General features: G+C 44.9%; 14 protein-coding genes and 2 pseudogenes. 3 read left to right on the forward strand and 13 right to left on the reverse strand.

Going from position 1 to position 17,477, the window contains the following annotated elements; all coding sequences use genetic code 11:
- The first annotated feature begins 27 nt into the window (after positions 1-27).
- Together ADA55_RS21460 and ADA55_RS21465 are read left to right on the forward strand one after the other, a co-directional pair.
- Positions 28-720, forward strand: coding sequence for an N-acetylmannosamine-6-phosphate 2-epimerase (locus ADA55_RS21460; RefSeq protein ID WP_048687502.1), 693 nt, complete (start codon positions 28-30; stop codon positions 718-720).
- 152 nt (positions 721-872) lie between these two features.
- Positions 873-1,715 carry a MurR/RpiR family transcriptional regulator gene (locus tag ADA55_RS21465; protein ID WP_048687503.1) on the forward strand — a complete coding sequence of 281 codons (843 nt, stop codon included), beginning with the start codon at positions 873-875 and terminating at the stop codon, positions 1,713-1,715.
- Between the two features lie 118 nt (positions 1,716-1,833).
- Here ADA55_RS21465 and ADA55_RS21470 read toward each other — a convergent pair whose 3' ends face one another.
- The 13 genes and pseudogenes from ADA55_RS21470 to ADA55_RS21525 form a co-directional block, all read right to left on the reverse strand.
- Positions 1,834-2,283 (reverse strand): YfmQ family protein, encoded by a 450-nt coding sequence (locus ADA55_RS21470; RefSeq protein WP_048687504.1) that lies wholly within the window; start codon positions 2,281-2,283, stop codon positions 1,834-1,836.
- A 240-nt stretch (positions 2,284-2,523) separates the two neighbouring features.
- Complete coding sequence (locus ADA55_RS21475) at positions 2,524-2,718, reverse strand: hypothetical protein (protein WP_048687505.1); 195 nt, start codon at positions 2,716-2,718, stop codon at positions 2,524-2,526.
- Between the two features lie 466 nt (positions 2,719-3,184).
- A complete protein-coding gene (locus tag ADA55_RS21480) occupies positions 3,185-3,457 on the reverse strand; it encodes a hypothetical protein (protein ID WP_048687506.1) in 273 nt (90 codons plus the stop codon).
- A gap of 218 nt (positions 3,458-3,675) precedes the next feature.
- A complete protein-coding gene (locus ADA55_RS21485; protein ID WP_048687507.1) occupies positions 3,676-5,106 on the reverse strand; it encodes a PLP-dependent aminotransferase family protein in 1,431 nt (476 codons plus the stop codon).
- A 169-nt stretch (positions 5,107-5,275) separates the two neighbouring features.
- A complete protein-coding gene (locus ADA55_RS21490; RefSeq protein ID WP_048687508.1) occupies positions 5,276-6,844 on the reverse strand; it encodes a SagB family peptide dehydrogenase in 1,569 nt (522 codons plus the stop codon).
- Between the two features lie 23 nt (positions 6,845-6,867).
- Positions 6,868-8,811: a TOMM precursor leader peptide-binding protein gene (locus tag ADA55_RS21495; protein WP_048687509.1), complete on the reverse strand. Its 1,944-nt coding sequence runs from the start codon at positions 8,809-8,811 to the stop codon at positions 6,868-6,870.
- Positions 8,808-10,751, reverse strand: a complete 1,944-nt coding sequence (locus tag ADA55_RS21500) for a putative thiazole-containing bacteriocin maturation protein (protein ID WP_048687510.1) — start codon at positions 10,749-10,751, stop codon at positions 8,808-8,810. The genes ADA55_RS21495 and ADA55_RS21500 overlap by 4 nt, the downstream gene beginning before the upstream one ends.
- An 89-nt stretch (positions 10,752-10,840) precedes the next feature.
- Positions 10,841-10,975: a hypothetical protein gene (locus ADA55_RS31490; protein WP_373689815.1), complete on the reverse strand. Its 135-nt coding sequence runs from the start codon at positions 10,973-10,975 to the stop codon at positions 10,841-10,843.
- 49 nt (positions 10,976-11,024) lie between these two features.
- A pseudogene (locus ADA55_RS31495) lies at positions 11,025-11,162 on the reverse strand (heterocycloanthracin/sonorensin family bacteriocin); the annotation flags it as partial.
- Positions 11,163-11,436: 274 nt separating this feature from the next.
- The gene (locus ADA55_RS21510) at positions 11,437-12,732 is read right to left on the reverse strand and encodes a uracil/xanthine transporter (RefSeq protein ID WP_048687512.1); all 1,296 of its coding nucleotides are present in this window, start codon (positions 12,730-12,732) and stop codon (positions 11,437-11,439) included.
- Positions 12,733-13,153: 421 nt separating this feature from the next.
- Positions 13,154-13,573 (reverse strand): annotated as a pseudogene (locus tag ADA55_RS21515) (deaminase); the annotation flags it as partial.
- A gap of 231 nt (positions 13,574-13,804) precedes the next feature.
- Complete coding sequence (locus ADA55_RS21520) at positions 13,805-15,262, reverse strand: protein adenylyltransferase SelO (RefSeq protein ID WP_048687513.1); 1,458 nt, start codon at positions 15,260-15,262, stop codon at positions 13,805-13,807.
- A 346-nt stretch (positions 15,263-15,608) separates the two neighbouring features.
- The gene (locus ADA55_RS21525) at positions 15,609-16,028 is read right to left on the reverse strand and encodes a hypothetical protein (protein WP_048687514.1); all 420 of its coding nucleotides are present in this window, start codon (positions 16,026-16,028) and stop codon (positions 15,609-15,611) included.
- A gap of 718 nt (positions 16,029-16,746) precedes the next feature.
- Between ADA55_RS21525 and ADA55_RS21530 the strand changes: the two genes are divergently transcribed.
- Positions 16,747-17,442, forward strand: coding sequence for an FHA domain-containing protein (locus tag ADA55_RS21530; protein ID WP_048687515.1), 696 nt, complete (start codon positions 16,747-16,749; stop codon positions 17,440-17,442).
- Positions 17,443-17,477 lie beyond the last annotated feature (35 nt).

A 17,477-nucleotide genomic window follows, 5' to 3' on the forward strand; every position in this document is an offset into this window, starting at 1 on the left:
TATAGACAACGATAAGGACGTGTTAACATGCAACAGGTGCTGGATAAAATTCACAAGGGCTTAATTGTATCATGTCAAGCATTGGAGAATGAGCCGCTGCACAGCTCTTTTATTATGGGACGCATGGCCATTGCTGCCAAAGAAGGCGGTGCGAAGTGCATTCGCGCAAACTCTGTAGCTGACATAATGGAAATCAAGAAAAATGTGGACCTTCCAGTCATAGGGATCATTAAACAGGTGTATGGACAAAACGATGTCTATATCACTCCCACCATGGCCGAAATTGATGCATTGATGGAAACCAAAGCGGAAATCATTGCGACGGATGCTACATCCCGGGTAAGGCCGGACGGTAAAACGTTAAAGCAGTTTTATGGTGAAATAAGGGCAAAATATCCGGATGTCCTGCTAATGGCGGATGTATCCACCATTGAGGAAGCCAAATACGCTGACGATTTAGGATTCGATATTGTGGCGCCCACTTTATACGGCTATACGAACGAAACTCTCGGCGAGAAAATATATCAGGATGACTATGCTGTACTCAAAGAAATAGTAAAAGCAGTGAACAAAGCGAAAGTGATCGCGGAAGGAAATGTCATCACACCAGAAATCGCCCGCTCTGTATTGGATATGAACGTCCATGCAGTAGTGGTGGGCGGTGCCATTACCAGGCCGCAGCAAATCACCAAAAGATTCGTGGATGCCATCCAAGAATAGAAAATGGCACATGGTAATGAAAAGACCCAGACTGACAACGGTTTGGGTCTTTTCTTTTTCATATTCCTGTTTCCGTCCCCTCCGGTTATTGACGTCCCTACTGGATACATTAAACTATAAATACAGATAAGAAATCCGAAACGGGTGATCATATGGAATACCTAGCAGAAAACCTCATATATGGCATAGAATGCAGCATGGACAAGTTCACCAAAACAGAGGAAGAATTGGCCCATTATATTCTGCAGCGCCCTGAAGAAGTAAGTCAGTTAACGATCAGTCAAATAGCTAAAAAGCTCCATATTTCACCTGCAACCATTACGCGTTTCTGCCAGAAATTAGCCTTTTCTGGGTTTAATGAGTTCAGGCATGAGTTAAAAAGGTTCGTCGACCTCCGAAATACGCCGAAAAACATGAAGAACATCAAGCAGGTGGATTATTTCGCTAAACTGTATCAAGATCACTTAGGTATCATCGATAATACCTTTCATATAACGACATATGACAATATCCAAAAAGCTGTCTCTTTCCTTACAAAGGCAAATAAGATTCATGTATATGGAATAGGGAGTTCCGGTATAGCGGCCCAGGAATTCAAGTCCAAGTTCTTTCGTATCGGCTTAACTGTCGAAGCCATTACAGACCCCCATCAGTCCATGATGGATGCAGCTTTAAGTAACGAGAATAGTGTTGTCATCGGCATTTCCATTTCCGGAACGACGAAAGAAGTGATTTCTGCAGTTAAAATCGCAAAGAAGCAAGGCGCATGCATCTTGGTCTTTACTGGAGATAAGAATTCCGACCTCTCCCAGCTTGGCGATCTAACACTAGTGGTCACAAGCAAAAACAGCATGCATATGGGACAAAACATTTCTCCATTGCTTCCGCTCCTATTGCTTTTTGATTTATTATATACAGAGTTGGTAGCTAAAGATTATAAAAACCGGATAAGCATCAGGGAAAAGACTTTAAAGGTATTAACCGAGAACGACTGACTTTCGGCATCTGAAAGTTATCAGTTTGCTCAGCTGAACCTGTGCGATAGTCCTTTTCGTTATTCTTCATAAAAAAAACTGCATCTCCAATTTGGGGTGCAGTTCACTTTTATTCCTTTTAAACTAAATTCCTTATTACTGGCATGGAACGTTCTTGAAGGCTCTCGGATAGAAGACTATACGCGACTACTTTATTCTTGTACTGTTTGACTACGTCCACATGGTCGTTGTACATGTACACATATAACCTAACATCGTTTTTTCCTCTTTTTACATCAATTATAATGGGAGTCCCACTGTTCTCTGGATGTAAAAACAATTTCTCGTTCCCAGGAAATATATGATTTTTTTTCAAAAACTTAGCTTCGTTAAAATAATTAAGCACTTGAATTTTATCTTCACCTTCCAAACGCTTTCCATCAAAGGTAACGATTGCATCCGCATCACTAATTTCAGAATGTATTTTAAATTTACTCATAATCCAATTCACGGCATCGGTTGGAAGACAGGTAACTAATAATTTAAGCAAACTTAAGATAATGGTCAAAATCAATACAGGCCATGTCATATTTGATCATCTCCGCTATTATTTAATGATTCATCTATATATTTTTCATCCATAATTATGTCGAAAGGATTGTTCACTCAGTTTACAAAGGTGATTGTTTCAAGGTATCGATCAGATTCTTTTCGTTCATATTTTTGCCACTTTCGTGAAAAAATTAACATTTTTATACAAATAGATTATGTCTTATGAATCAAGGCAATTTTTCCATTCATTTTGACTATTATAATAATCATTCATATCTTAGGCTGATTTTATTACGAAGTAGATGATGCCCACAGTTAATACTAGGGCGAGACCGATATAAATATAACTAAGGTTCAACAAATTCCCTCTCGTTGCTGCAGAATAATCACTATCACTTTTCCCCGTTAACGAAAGGGTGCCAACCAGGGCAACTATACTAATGGCCACTACTGCTATTACACTTACCGTCATGAATCAACGCCTCCCAATATTATTATCTATTTCCTTGAACCATTTAAAATCATTCCGCTTCTCATCGCATTTCACAGTGTAACTACATAAAGAGATTGCAAAATTACAGGTAGATCGCTCTTTGTGTTTACTGAGTACATATATTAGTAAAACCCTTCCCCTCTATAATAAAAGAACAACCATTTTTAGGACCATCCAATCAAGTAAAATTTCCACCATCCACTTGTTGAATTCTCTCATTAATATCCATAGAGCTAAGATACCGCGGATTGCAGGAACTAATGCCTAACTTGTATCCATAAAGAAGACCTTCAACTCCTCGGATATGGTTACAATTTTTAGATGTTGATTTCCACTTCAGGCACTCGCTTTCCGCGGGCGGTCCGCCCTCGGAACGCCTGCGGGGTCTCCCATGCCACGCTTTTCCCGCAGGAGTCTCGTTCCTTCCGTTCCAATCAACTTTGTTTTATTTAAAACCCTTTTGTTCACAAACTAGATAATAATTGTTTGCCGACAGCTTTTTTGTGGGTTTGTAAAATGGGAACGTTGATTTCCACTTCAGGCACTCGCTTACCGTGGGCGGTCCGGGAGCCTCCTCGGAACGCCTGCGGGGTCTCCCATGCCACGCTTTCCCCGCAGGAGTCTCGTTCCTTCCGTTCCAATCAACTTTGTGTTTTAAAAGAAGAAACTGCTGGCTCGTCTTATTCCAAACCCTCTTTAAGACTAGTTTATCCTTCATGTTGTTTCTCCTGTACTCCTTAATGGATGGAAGAAATTTGTGACACTCCTGCCAAGTAACTGACTGGCTGAGGCCCCGGAGAGGTTTACGTTCCCAGGAGGCTTGGCAGACACTCGGCGGAAAGGGAGCGGTTTTCTGAAATCAACACTTTTTAATAAAAAAAAGCTGCAGGCAAACTGAGTTTTCATCAAGTTTGTCTACAGTCTGGAATCATATGATTATAAACTTTTTACCGCCTCTGCAAACCTTTTGATGCCTTCGTGAATGGAATCCTCCTTTTCCCTTCCAAATGTAAAGCGTACGTATTCCTTATTTGTACCTAGAGTTGAACCCGGAACATATATGACTCCTCTTTTGATGGATTCCTCCAGTAACTTTATTTCGTTCAATGGCACTTTCAGCTTACACCACAAATGAATTCCGCCATTTGGCGAATAATAATCAACTTTTTTTGGCAGGAATTGTTGAAGACTAGAAACCATTGCATCCCTTCTTTTTTCCAGTTGCCCCCTTAAGCCGGCAAGATGGGCAGGAAAATACTCTGAATCCAAAAAATCATTCGCTATCCATTGAGTGAATGAGCCATGACCGAAGTCAACCTGCTGCTTAGCATCCGATAGTCTATCTATGACTGATTTCGGTCCAATGATCCACCCAATTCTTAAACCGGAAGCAACAATTTTTGACAAAGAGCTTATGTATAAAACATTTCCGTTGTCGTCCATCGATTTAAGAGTGGAAATTTCTTCCCCGGCAAAGGAAGTTAAACTATAAGGATCGTCTTCTATGACCGGTATTCCATATTCGGATGAAAGCTCAAGAATCCTTTTACGGCGGTTGATATGCAGGACAGTCCCTGTAGGGTTTTGAAATATAGGGTTCAAAAAAATCATCCTGATCCGATGTTTTTTATGGAGTTCCAGTAAATCCTCTGGGTTGATGCCATCTTTATCAACCGGCAAAGGAAAGGTTCTTAGTCCCGCGGATTGAAAGATGGGAAGGTTGTAACTATATGATGGGTCTTCCAATACAACGGCATCCCCTGGCTTTAACAAGCATTGGACCACCAGATGCAGGGCTTGCTGTGCACCAGAAGTAATGAGTATAGAAGATGGATCCGTGTCAATTCTCCTATACTGTTTAACATGATTGGCTATCGTTTCCCTTAAATTCGCATTGCCTTGAGGGTGATCATAACCTAAGCTACCAATGAAGGATCGATTGGAAATGATTTCACGTAAGGATTGGACTGGAAATAAGTCTTCTGAAAGCTCCCCGCTAGCTAAGTTAATGAGGTTATGCCCTTCCGTCTCTTTACGTATTTTTTGGGTTACTGGCATATTGGGCAAACAAGAACCCGCTTCGATATATCTATTCCAGCTAGGGATACGTTTTCGGGTAATTCCCCAGATATCCTTGCTGATCATCGTTCCGCTTCCTTTTTTTCGTTCTACCAGCCCATTTGCTTCCAATTCATCATAAGCCGCAACAACTGTGCTTCTGTTAACTCCCAGTTCACTTGCCAGGAAGCGTTCAGACGGTAACGGCTTATCCACTAAGAATGTTCCATCAGCAATGCCACTCTCGATGTAAGCGGCTATTTGTTTATATAAAGGCCTCTTGGATTTTCTGTCCGTTTTCCATTCCATAAGCTACATCCTTTAAAATGTTTAGTTAAAAGCGTACTGCATTAATTACTTTATCTACTTATTCATTCAGTATAATCTTCAGCAGAGATTATTGCACTCTGCCATACTACAATATAAAAACGAAAGCCTCCATTCCTTAAATCAAATGGAGACTTTCGTTTCATCTTCTTCAACTATGCAGACTCCCCTTCAGCCAAGGTCGACTCAGATAGTGTCCGATCGGGATTTGAATCAGGCTCGTTTTCCTTTGCGGACCGTCTATCTTATAAAGTTCATCACACATATTCACATCAAAGCCGAGCAGCGGGTGCCCATTCATTCCGAGGGCTGACGATGCCAGCAGTAATTTCTGAACGAGCATCCCCGCCTCCATTTGCTGGATGCGGTATCCTCTATATCCAAGTTGCGTTTTGGAATGGTCCCGCTCACCAACTACATGTATGCAGATCGGCACTTGCTGAAAATTCATGATATCGAGGGACATTCCGTATTGCAATAGGAGCCGATGATCTCCTGGTTGTATCTGCCGTAATGAATGTGTCATGCTGTCATAATGGTAGGCACCATCTTGTATGTCTTCCACATTATATAAACAAGCATAGAGGGAAACGCGATTTCCGTTGTTTCCGTATGTTCCATCCAAGTCATTTCGATAGGAGAACGAAGCGGTTGCCTCATGCAGGAGAGCGGCCAGTTGCGATTGACTGACTTTCCCGAGTATAAAGTCCATTTCAGGTGAAAATCGCTTCCGGCAAACTGTTGCCAAGTCATAGGACAACCGCTTCACGATAGGAAGGGCTACAATTTTCCCTTCTGATTCCGTCCCATTCTTTGGATGGATCCGCCGGAATGATTGGGTCGATTCGATCATGGATGCTTCATTCATTTTAGTCAGCATCGGAAATTCCCTGATCCTTTGCGACCGAACATAGTGTTCAGGCTGAATTCCCTTCAATTCCAGCAATAATTCCGTCGAAGTGACAGGTCGGTCCATACTCCTTTCTTCCCTGAATCTCCAAGAAGGTTCTGCCGATAAGGGGATCGCCGCATACGTGCTCTCTTCCTCCTCCGAAAGCCCGAGCAGATGATTGATGGCCCGATCAAGGAATTGGAAGCACACCCCGGCAGCGATTCCAAAGCGTTTCGCCACTTCGAGCAATTGTCCAAGAAGCACGCCTGCATCAAGACCTTGCAGACGGTATGAAAAGTTATTATATTTATAGAAGTTTTTCCAAAACATCGTCGATACGAAAACCGTGCCAAAGCAAGCGGACATATCAATGGTTCCACCAAGAGCCTTTGTTACATATGAATCGAAATTCCCTTCCCGCAGCAAAACCAGCCGGTGGTGTGCCGCATCATAATGGTATACGCCAGCAGGTAATCCCTCGATCTTCAAATAAACGTATAATTCGCTTGGATACAAAGCTCCCCCTGATGGCGGAAAACGCCGGAATGACTGCATGAGGTCCTCAGATTCCGAGGATCTCGGTACCTGACTGACTTGGGTCAGGCCATAGGCATACCAGAGGAAATGACCGATTCCTTCGAGGTCCTGCTTTGAAGGCCCGCTCTCCCCCTCGAGCGTCAGCGGCACCTCCAGTGATAGTGGATAAACAGGCAAGTCACGGTAAAGCTTATACGTTAACGGTGCATCATCCCAATCCACTTCCCAATTAGGCGGACTTGCCTTTTCAATATCAAAATGTAAATTGTGCAAAAATGCCTCTAGACTCATCCTCCAACCTCCTACGTAACCGCTTATGGAAAAGGATGCGGATGCGGATTGAGCTGTTCGAAATCAAGCGGCCGTTCAGCATATCCAAGTTCCATCGGAACCCTCAGTATTCTCTCAAGGCCCGTTATGCGGGTAAGATGATGGCCGAATGTCATCGGTAGCATCCCCGGGATCAGTACTTTCACGCAATGTAATCCATTCCGTGCAATTTCCGGTGTCGTCTGATCCACCACAATCACCTCGAGTTGCAACCGGCGAAACGCCTGAAGGATTTCCTGCAAATCTTCCGTCAAGTCCGGATGGTTCGCCTTTTCCCCGTATTCTTCAGCGAAAGTTCGCATCGGGCGGTCATCATCCAGCAGAAACTGCAGTCGCTCTTCAGCTTGGGGTAAACCGTACAGCATGCCATGATCATCCATTTTCCGTACCAGTGAGGAATCCTGCAGCATTTTCTCAACCTCATCCCGGTTCTCTTCCAATTTATCGTCAAGTGTCAGCATCATGCCGGCCAGCTCGAAGACCGCGCTTTTCACAGCCCGGACCGGGTCGAGATGGGCCCCTGCCGCACAAATGATATTCAATCCTTTTTGTTTCCTGTTTTTCGCCAGCGCCCATACGCTCGGTATACCATGTTCCATTGTCGCATTATACAAATGGATATCATATCCCGCTGCCGCCCTCGCCCTGCCAATCATCAGCTCAAGTTCTTTGTCATTTGCAGAATAAGGGTCAAGGCGTGTGAGCGGCAGCTGCGCATACCAGGTCAGCAGGAACGAATCACGTTCGACCACTTCCATGATGCCGTAGAAAATGGCCTCCTCCAAACTTCCCCCTAATGCACAGCCATTGGAAGTTTCATAGACAAATCCATGACCGCAGCCCAAGCTATAATAGGAAAGCAACTCCGGGACCAAGATCTGCCTCTCTTGCAAGAATGAGTGGCCCCATACCCAATCTATCGAGCGGTCGGGATTAAATGGTTGAAACGGGAAATCATGCTGTGCATAATTTTCCTTCGAGTGCACCCCGATCCTGGCGGGGTCGAGCGCAGAATCTTTCAGGTTGTTGTAGCTGTCATGTATGACTGTCCGTTTACCGCGGGGCTCCATTCCGCAATACCTTTCCAATCCCTCCAATATGGCCGTCATCTCACTGACCGCATATGAGAGAGTCCTTCCAGCCGCCCCCTCATCGCCTATGAACAAAGGCAAATTAACACTCACATCGGCAAATGGCGGCACAAGGTCTATCATTTTATTATTCAGGAATCCTGTGCGGTGGTCCAAGTAATCCTTGGCCAGCACTTCATTCAGCTCATCCATTGAACGGGTTCGGTAACTGTCGGGACTGATTTTCGGACTTGGCTGCAACGAAATCCTAGCACGCTCCTTCGAGTCATCAGGTAATGTTGAGCAAACCGGACACAATGGATCTGGTAAAAAGGAATGCCAAGAACCATTCAGCGTTTTCAGGCTGATTAAAGATACATGCCCCTCCGAACGGGCGCGCTCTCCTTTCATCACCTTCCTTACCTCTGCACAAATCAAGTGGGCCATCTGTAAAAGGCCAGTGCGGGATGCCGCCGGATCACGCTCCATCCCCCCCTTTTCCTCGAGCTGCTGGCGGATTCCCCACATTTCTTTTCGATCACGCCCGGCCATGAGATGCCTTTGGTCCGCACACTGTGAGCAGCCAGGAACACCCGGGCGCACCAACGGCCCTACCACTCCCTCTCCAAATGATACGAACCCCCGCAGCCATGGAATTCCCGCTTGCCCTAACACCTCTTCTGCCTTTACATGGACAGCGGGATTCCAAGCATCTTGCAGCAGGAGGACCATCGCCGTGGTTTGCGGGATTCCTGCCTCGAAATCGGTTTGGCGATTCACCTGATATTGGCCGGACAGGTCCCCATGAACATGGTCGGCCAACACTCCTACCCCGACAACCAATACGTCAGTTTTCACCCTGATTCCTCCTCTCGCAAAAACACCCCGAACACTCCTGCCATTCCTTCCTTCAAGAGAGGTTCCAGATTTAATTCGAAAACACAGATTCGCTTACTGTTCTTCTTCAAGACTTGAATGGCTGACTGTACTAGTTCGGAATTCCCTTTCACCCCGCATGAAGGAATCACAAGATTCACCTTTTCTTCCTCAAGAACAGGCGATGCCACTAAACCGGGAGCTGTGAGGCAAACGGTCTGGTTTTGGACTTTCATGACAGCCTTTTGCAACGCGTTCCGTAATGCGATCGTTACATTCAAACCGACAGCCCCGGACCAGCCATCGCTCGTTCCTGCCCAAACTACCGGGAAACCGGACACTTCCTCACCCAATGCGATGATCGGATCTCCTTGCAGCCGGGTCAGCGCTTGTAAATAATACCTGCAGCGCTCATCTTCCACTTGAGACAACTGCACCGTCAGAAGTTTCTCCTGGTTGAATCGCTTATTTAAAAACTCTGTATCCAAACTGCTTTGCAGTCCACGGCAAACACATTCAGCAAATGTTTCCCCTGCTCCGACACCGATCGATTCCTTTATTTCGTCTGCTCCCTGAAGTTTCGGAAGAGTCGCCACGAGCTGGCTGAGTGTTCGGGATGCATATGCTTCGACTCCTGCAAGACCGGTTTCCCACCTCGCTTCCTCATGCGTCAGATCTGAACGGATGATTTCGGGCAGGAGTCCGGCCGGACCGGACGACAGCGGATCAACGACCTGAACGCGGCATTGAGCCAACGGCAGCTGTTTTAAATCCCCCTCATCCCATCTATGAAAGATTCCGGTTTCCGAGGATGTCAAACGGCTGAAGTACATAAACACCTTCCCCGGATCACCCGGGTCCGCTTTCAGTTCAAGCCGCCGTTCAAAATCTTCAATCCATGCAGCAGCCCCTTTACCCGTCACGCCAGGGTGGGGAATGAACGGATGCCATTTTCCCTCCAATGTATCCATATCCAGCAGATAAAATTGATTGGCTTGTTCTGCTGTCGTAACGCCTGCAGCCTCTTTAAACCATTCGAATACCATTATATTGGCTAACATCGCTCCGGCTGTGGCGGAAAAGGAAGATGGTTCCTGATTCTTTTCCAGCTCAGCTTGGTGTAAACGATGCCACGCTGACTCCCAGCACCCCTTGGAATCCGGATGGACGAGCGGTCCAGCCATCCCTACTTGATTGATGATCAACGCAGGAAACAGGATTTTTTCCCCTTGCCTGCAAACCGAATGAAGTTCTCTTAATTCCTCTATATCACCCTCCTGTGACACATATAAGATCGAGTCAAAAGGCCGCACGATCTCCTGCCATTCAATCCCTGCTCCCTTTTCAAGCATGACCTCCTCTATGGCAACCTCGTCGTCCGTCTTACGCGCATGTGCCACGATTTCATTCAATCTTTTTCTATTGGTCGGTACCGTGTCCGTAATGAGGATATGGAAGGCAGGCAATCCGGATTCCATCAGTGAGGACACCAATGAAAGGAACAAGGGGCCAGAGCCGATAGCCAACGCCTTTTTCTTTCGATAAGTTTCAAAACGGTGAGCCCCGGAATCGCCGCAGCTTTCCAGGAACTCGATTTGCGAAGCATACCTTTCAAGAACTTGTTCCCTTAATTGATGGGGGCTATCCTGGCTTACATCCCGAACAAACCCATTCCCGTACAAAACCTCGGCAATTTCCATCACCCGGTTCCGGTATGGGCCAGGCAATCCATCGGTCAACTCGCTTAATGTATGGTTCCCGTTGAACATCGGTAATAACTTTTCAATCCACTGAACGATCGAGGCGCCCTCCATACGGAACGAACTTATGTTATTCCTGAAATACACACCTCTGTTTGGTTCCGGAAGAAAAAACGTATCCCTTTTCACTTTCAAACGCATAGAAGGGGTTAAATTCACCATTCCGTTCCTCCTAACCCGATGCATTCTAAGTACTGCTTTTAGCACAGCACTTCACTTTAATCCTATGTAAGACAATTTGTCTCTTATGTCTAATACCATAAAGAAAAGTCCCTGCTGCACCGCAGGGACTTTTCTTTAGTACCTGAAACCTTAACGGCCGCAACGGCCGCAACGACCACCGCATCCGCCGCAGCGTCCGCATCCGCCACAGCGACCGCATCCACCACAGCGACCGCCGCAGCCAAAGCAGCCAAAGCACAAGAAACAGCCAAAACAACCAAAGCCGCCCACACCAATGAATTGCCGAGACGAATCATCCAAATTGTACTGGTTTTGCTCCCAAGGAACTGGCTGTGTCACCTGGAAATCATCGACATTCAGATTTTGCAATTGATTTTGAAATTCATACATTGTATATAACCTCCGTGTATTAATTAATAAGGCAAATCTTAAAACAGGTATTCGAAACGAAATGGTCAGGGAATGAACAGCACATCAAATACTCCCTCCAACAAAATATGTAAGGGGATTGGGTAATGCTACTGATTACAACGCCCATTTCCCATTAAAAGACCCATGAAAAAACAGAAAACCGGAAGGGTAATACCCTTCCGGTTTTCATGATCGCCTCTTCAATCAGCATTGTCGTTTCCCTTTATGTATAACTCTTTCAATCAAAGTCCCATTAGTTATGCAGTTGTTCATAACGAGTCCAGTTGACCGATTTTTCCAGCACGATTGATATCAATACTCCCATTATGAGCCCATTCGTCAAAAAGGGCTGTAATAGCGCGGGCAGGTTCGAAAATGCAGTAGGCAGGACATTCATCAAACTCACGCCAATCAATACGGGTACGGCAAGCCTGAATATCGTGTCTGAAGTGAAATGCTGACCTTTGACGCTGTTGAAAGCCGTACCGAACAGCTGAAGGTAGGCAACGAACAATACTGCATTTCCGACTGTTATCGGCATCGTGGCCAGGAAAGAGATGAAAGGGGGAATGAGCCCGATTATGGTCAATAACATGCCTCCAAGCAAGAAGGGCTTCCGCTCATAGATTTGAGTGCTCTGCAAAAATCCAATCGATGAAGTAAAAGGTGTATACGGAACAAGGCCAAGCAGCGGAGCGAAAATGGTAAATCCGCCAGTCATGAATAAAGAATTTCGATACTGCTTGTGTTCAGCTTCATCACCGATTAATTCCGATGCAGCCTGAATGGATGCGAACGTGTTGCACAAATTCAGCAATCCTGCAAAAAAGGAAATCGCTATGATCCCGAATTGAAGGTTTGGAGCACCTAATGGGAAAAATGAAAAAGCGGCACCCGTCGATCCCATTTCTCCCCCGGCCTCCGGAAATAGCAGCTCGTAAAAAATCCATCCCACTATAATCCCGATCAATATGGAGAAATTGCTTATTGTCCTTGGTCCTTTTATTTTTAATATACTGACTAGAAGTACAATCCCCACAGATAGGAAACTGACCGGGATGTTAATTTCGCCATTCTCCGTAATCCCCAGCATCCCCTTAAAAAAGACAAAAATGAGCTGGAACGTCAGAAGGAATAAATAAACCGTCATGACCATGGGAGTGAAAATCTTCTGGACATGAGAAATCAGGTTGAAGGCCGAAATAATGAGGGTCACGACACCAGCGGCAATGAGACCAGTAGCAATTCCCCCTCCTATCTCAGCATAACCGAGCCCTATGGACGGTGCAGATAACCCTAAATTCAGCATCACTCCCCACAATAGACCGGAGTGCCCTTCCATAAGCGGATACTTATGCCCCTTCCACCCCTGAAACACGCAAGCGATCCCAGTGAAAATGAGCGAGCTTCTCATGGTCATTTCCGTAACATTGGGAGGAAGATCAAAAGCTGCGCCAATCGATATGGGCACAACTACCGTATTTGCAAAAATAAAAAACAACCATTGAAAAGAAGAAAATAGAGTCACAGAAGATCTCCAACTTTTCATAGATTCCATCTCCTTTGAACATGATACTTTTCAAACTCATGGTGAATATCACTTGTCCTTCCCTTGAAAAAGGCGATAGGACATCACCATGTTAATAAACGCGGTCCCGGATGGTCCGCTGCTGCATTACTGGACACATAATTTATGTCGCTGGACCTTTTCAGACGCATGAGTAATGATAACGTTCCCATTAATAGTAACAAAGACTGCGGCTCCCCGCTAATTTGTTGGCTTGATTAAGGTTGCAAGGCCGGCAAGCAAAAGCGGGACATTTTATGATATAAAGACATGCGAGGGCAACCCATATAGCCCAAAAAATCACTTCCACAGCATATAACATATGTAAATAAAAGTACACGGAAGCCGCCAAAAACGAAAAAGGAAATCCGGAAATATCCAGAAATCCTTTTTTGGTTCAGTCCTACCGTTCAATGGACTGCTTTTGTTTATATAGTGAACCGGAAACCAAGCTCCCCTTGTAAATGACCGCTTTACGCTCCGAACGCCTGGCAACTGCCTCTGCAGAACAGCTTGCGTCAATTAACACCAGACTTCCGGCATCCCCAACTTTCGGCCATACCTGGTTACCCTTATCATCCAATGGGGTTTTTCCGCCAGTTATATATCCGAGTGAACGGGAAAGCGAGACTTCATCAATCCATTTGAAACGTTCTGCGAGCCTTCCTGCCCTCTCCAAGATGTCACCATTCCCGAGAGGTGACCATACATCAAAGATATTATCATTTCCTACTGATACTTCAACCCCTCTTTCATGTAATAAATCAACAGGGGGCATCTGCCTGTTGATCGGGACACTGGTGACGATGGAAATCCCCGCCTCCCTAAAAGGAAATGATGATGAACGAGGCTTTTGCAATCGTGGAATCCCGTTTCCAAAGCCGGCTGCAACATGCATCAAAGGAAGATTTAGCGGAGATTGACCGTGCCTTGGACATTCTTCAAACAAAACTTTTTTACTGATGAGCACAAAAAGGGCTCCCGCAATTGAAGTTGACGAAGAATCGACTTCAATCGCGGGAGCTCTTACATTACCTCCATGCATGTTTTATGATCAGGTACCGCAAAAAGTCCGGTAAGGTTTTGTTGACTCAGGCAGTGCGGCGTATTCTGCTTGTTTTTCGCAGTGTGCATAAGGATTTGCAAGAACATCCAACAGCCGTTCCATCACGCTGTAGTCCTCTTTTTCCACTGCCGCCTCCAACGCCTCTTCCACCCGGTGGTTCCGCGGAATCACTGCAGGATTGCTGTTCTGCATCAACTGATTCGAAGACTCTTTCGATTCCTTCTGCCTCCCTAACCTAGCCTGCCAAAGCTCCTGCCACTGGGCGAATTCCGGTGTCCCGAAAAGGACCGTATCCTCCTTTTTATCAAAGGTCAGAGCCCGGAAAGTATTGGTATAGTCGGCACCATGCTTCTTCATCATACTGAGGATGCCATTAATAAGGGCTTCATCCTGAGTCTCTTCGTTGAATATCCCCAGTTTCGCCCTCATTCCCGCTAACCAATTGGAGTGATACAGATCATTAAAAACGGAAATCTTATCTTGGGCCAGTGTAACGGCCTGATCCTCGTCATCATGCAACAGCGGCAATAGGGATTCAGCGAATCGCGCAAGATTCCACCCCCCAATTACCGGCTGGTTACCATAGGCATAGCGGCCTTGCCTATCAATTGAACTGAATACGGTTGCAGGATCATAGGCATCCATGAAGGCGCAAGGACCATAATCGATGGTTTCCCCGCTGATCGTCATGTTGTCGGTGTTCATCACTCCATGAATGAAGCCGACCAGCTGCCATTGGGCAATGAGCTCAGCCTGACGCTTGACCACTTCCTGCAGCAGCGAAAGATAACGGCTTTCATCTGCTTCAATGTCTGGAAAATGACGCTCAATGGCATAGTCGGCAAGTGTCCGAAGCTCCTCGATCGTGCCCCATTTTGCAGCGAATTGAAAAGTTCCGACACGAAGATGACTCGAAGCCACACGGGTCATGATGGCACCAGGCAGCCCGGTTTCACGGATTACCGTTTCACCGGTCGTCACCACTGCCAGACTTCGGGTGGTAGGAATGCCGAGCCCGTGCATCGCCTCGCTGATGATGTATTCCCGCAGCATCGGTCCAAGTGCAGCCCGGCCATCACCACCGCGGGAATATGGCGTTCTTCCTGGACCCTTCAGCTGGATATCGACCCTCCCGCCTTCTGGCAACACCTGCTCGCCAAGCAATATCGCCCGGCCGTCCCCTAACATGTTAAAATGACCGAATTGATGCCCAGCATATGCTTGGGCAAGAGGCGAAGCACCTTCAGGAATCTCGTTTCCGGCAAACACCGCCACACCATCTTCGCTATTCAGCGACTTCACATCCAAACCAAGAGAATCCGCCAAACTCTCATTGAGAATGATCAACTCCGGTGAACGTACAGGAGTCGGGTTCGTGCTCGTGAAAAACTTTTCCGGTAGACGTGCATAGCTATTGTCTAAATTCCATCCTGTTTCATTAGTCATGGTTTCTCCTTTTCTTATTTTGACTTTTTTATAAAAGATATTTCGCTCAAGATTCAGTTAAAACACGCGATAAAACTAAGTTGCAGTCCATTTTTTAATGTCTGCTTCTAACAATTAATTATACCTTTTTTGCATAAAAATGGCTCTTTTAAAGTCGTGTTAAATCCATGACGCCCCAGGATTTCATAAAACGATTGCGGTCCTTAGAATGAAAGAAAGCAGGTACCCTTAATGGGTTCCTGCTTCTTTTCCTAAGAATACCTTTGTCAATCATCGTTCCGCTTTTGCGATGGTGATACGGTTTACGGTCCCGTACGGAATTGGTTCAAGATTTAAGGTTCTTGCTCTATTGATTTTTAAGTTCATCTTCATTTATACGAATCATTGCATCATGGTTCCCGCTATTTAGTTCTATTTTTATGATTCCTTCTCCGGATATTGATTCAAATGAACGAATTGTATCTCCTTTTATTTTTTCAGAGAAAACCTTTTCCCCCGTTGAATCTATTATTATATACTCTGATTCACTGCCAGTTTGATCTATGGAAATTGTATTTTTTTCTTTTAAAGCAGTTTTCATTTCTAGCGTTTTCTTTTTATGAATATAGCCAGAGACACTCATATCAGCCACTGATTCTTTCGAGTTTTTAATATAGGATGTATTAATTTCAAGTCCATCAGGTTTCATTTTTCCTGAATCCGTATAAACATTCATTAAGATTAGTCCAAACAGCAAGGATCCTATTAGCACTATTAATTTTTTCATAATTAAAATCTCCTATCTCATTTTTCCAATCATGATATAAATACTCACTTTAGTGGCCTCAATCAATATTACTACAATTACGGCCGATATAGGTATATTTTATTATAAAAACTATTTTTTATAATAAAAATAACAATTACATATGCCAATAGTTATAATTTTTTGCATCAAAAAAGCCTGCCATTGATTCGGCAGGCTTTTTTCTTCTTTTCTTATTGGTTCCATCCTCCACCCATTCAAAGGTAGGCTTAATTCAGTAAAGTCAGGCTGATAAAGGCAATGCCAAATATACAGTACAGAATGAGGGTAAAGGGCTGGGGAAAAATAATATATACGATCATACTGATGATCATCAGCAGGATGCTGAAGGCATTTATCCTATCTCTCCACATACTCACCTTTGGTCAACTCCTTTTCCACAAGCGTAAGGTACATTTTCATCGCAAACTTCTTCCGGTGCTGCCTGGCCGTCTTTGAGGAACCACTTCTCCCACAGTCAAAGCGAACATCAGCAAAAATTGAGTTTCTTCTTCATCCTTCGTTCCTCTTTGTTATAATGGCTGTGTGTCTAATTTGGATTTTTTTCATTTTTCGTTAGTAAGTAAGCGACTGATAATTTATAATTATAAAATTGAACCCACTAAACAGCCATGTAGCCAAAATGATAAATTCATGAAAATAATTTAAATTTTCAGATTTTTTAAGGGGTATGAAGTGAATGATCTATAAAACTTTCAAGGTTGTATTGAGGACCATGCACAAAGGCCAAACCGAGGAATTCGCCTATGTATATGAAGGGAATAGCCTGCTGATCGGCCGGGCAAGCCAGCACTCCAAAGCTGATTTCAGGCTTTACAATGACTTTGTTTCCAGGGAACATTGCCGGATTTATATGGAGGAAGGGCAGCTCCTCATTGAGGATTTGGCAAGTAAACACGGCACCTCCGTGAACCAGATGCCGCTCGTACCGGGCAATCCATGTCACATTGAACCGGGGGATTCGATTGCTTTGGTCAATGGATTGATTGAATTCATAATCTCCATCGACAACGATTTAACAATGGATTTCACGCCGGTGAACCCCGAATTCCTGCAAACCGTCGCTATCAATGAGCACCTTCAGACCGTGATCATCAATGAAGAAGCACCCATTAAAATGCCGACCAAGGAATTCAATTGCTTTAAGCTGCTATATGAAAATTTGGACAACCTTATTTCAAAGGAAGAAATTGTCCAGCAAGTCTGGCCAGAGCGAGTCGGAGATCCCGAGCAAATTGTGACGGCAGAGGAAATCGCTTCACTTCTGTACCGCGTACGGAAACGGTTAAATGGGCACTTTGCCATAAAAGCCGTCATTCAAAAGGGATATTATATGGAATCCATCCATTCATTCAATTTATCGGACTTATCATGACAATCATTCGAAAACATGAAAAAAAGCATTGTGGA

It is taken from the genome of Bacillus sp. 220_BSPC, from assembly GCF_001054655.1.
In the GTDB taxonomy this organism is placed as follows: Bacteria; Bacillota; Bacilli; order Bacillales; family DSM-1321; genus Peribacillus; species Peribacillus frigoritolerans.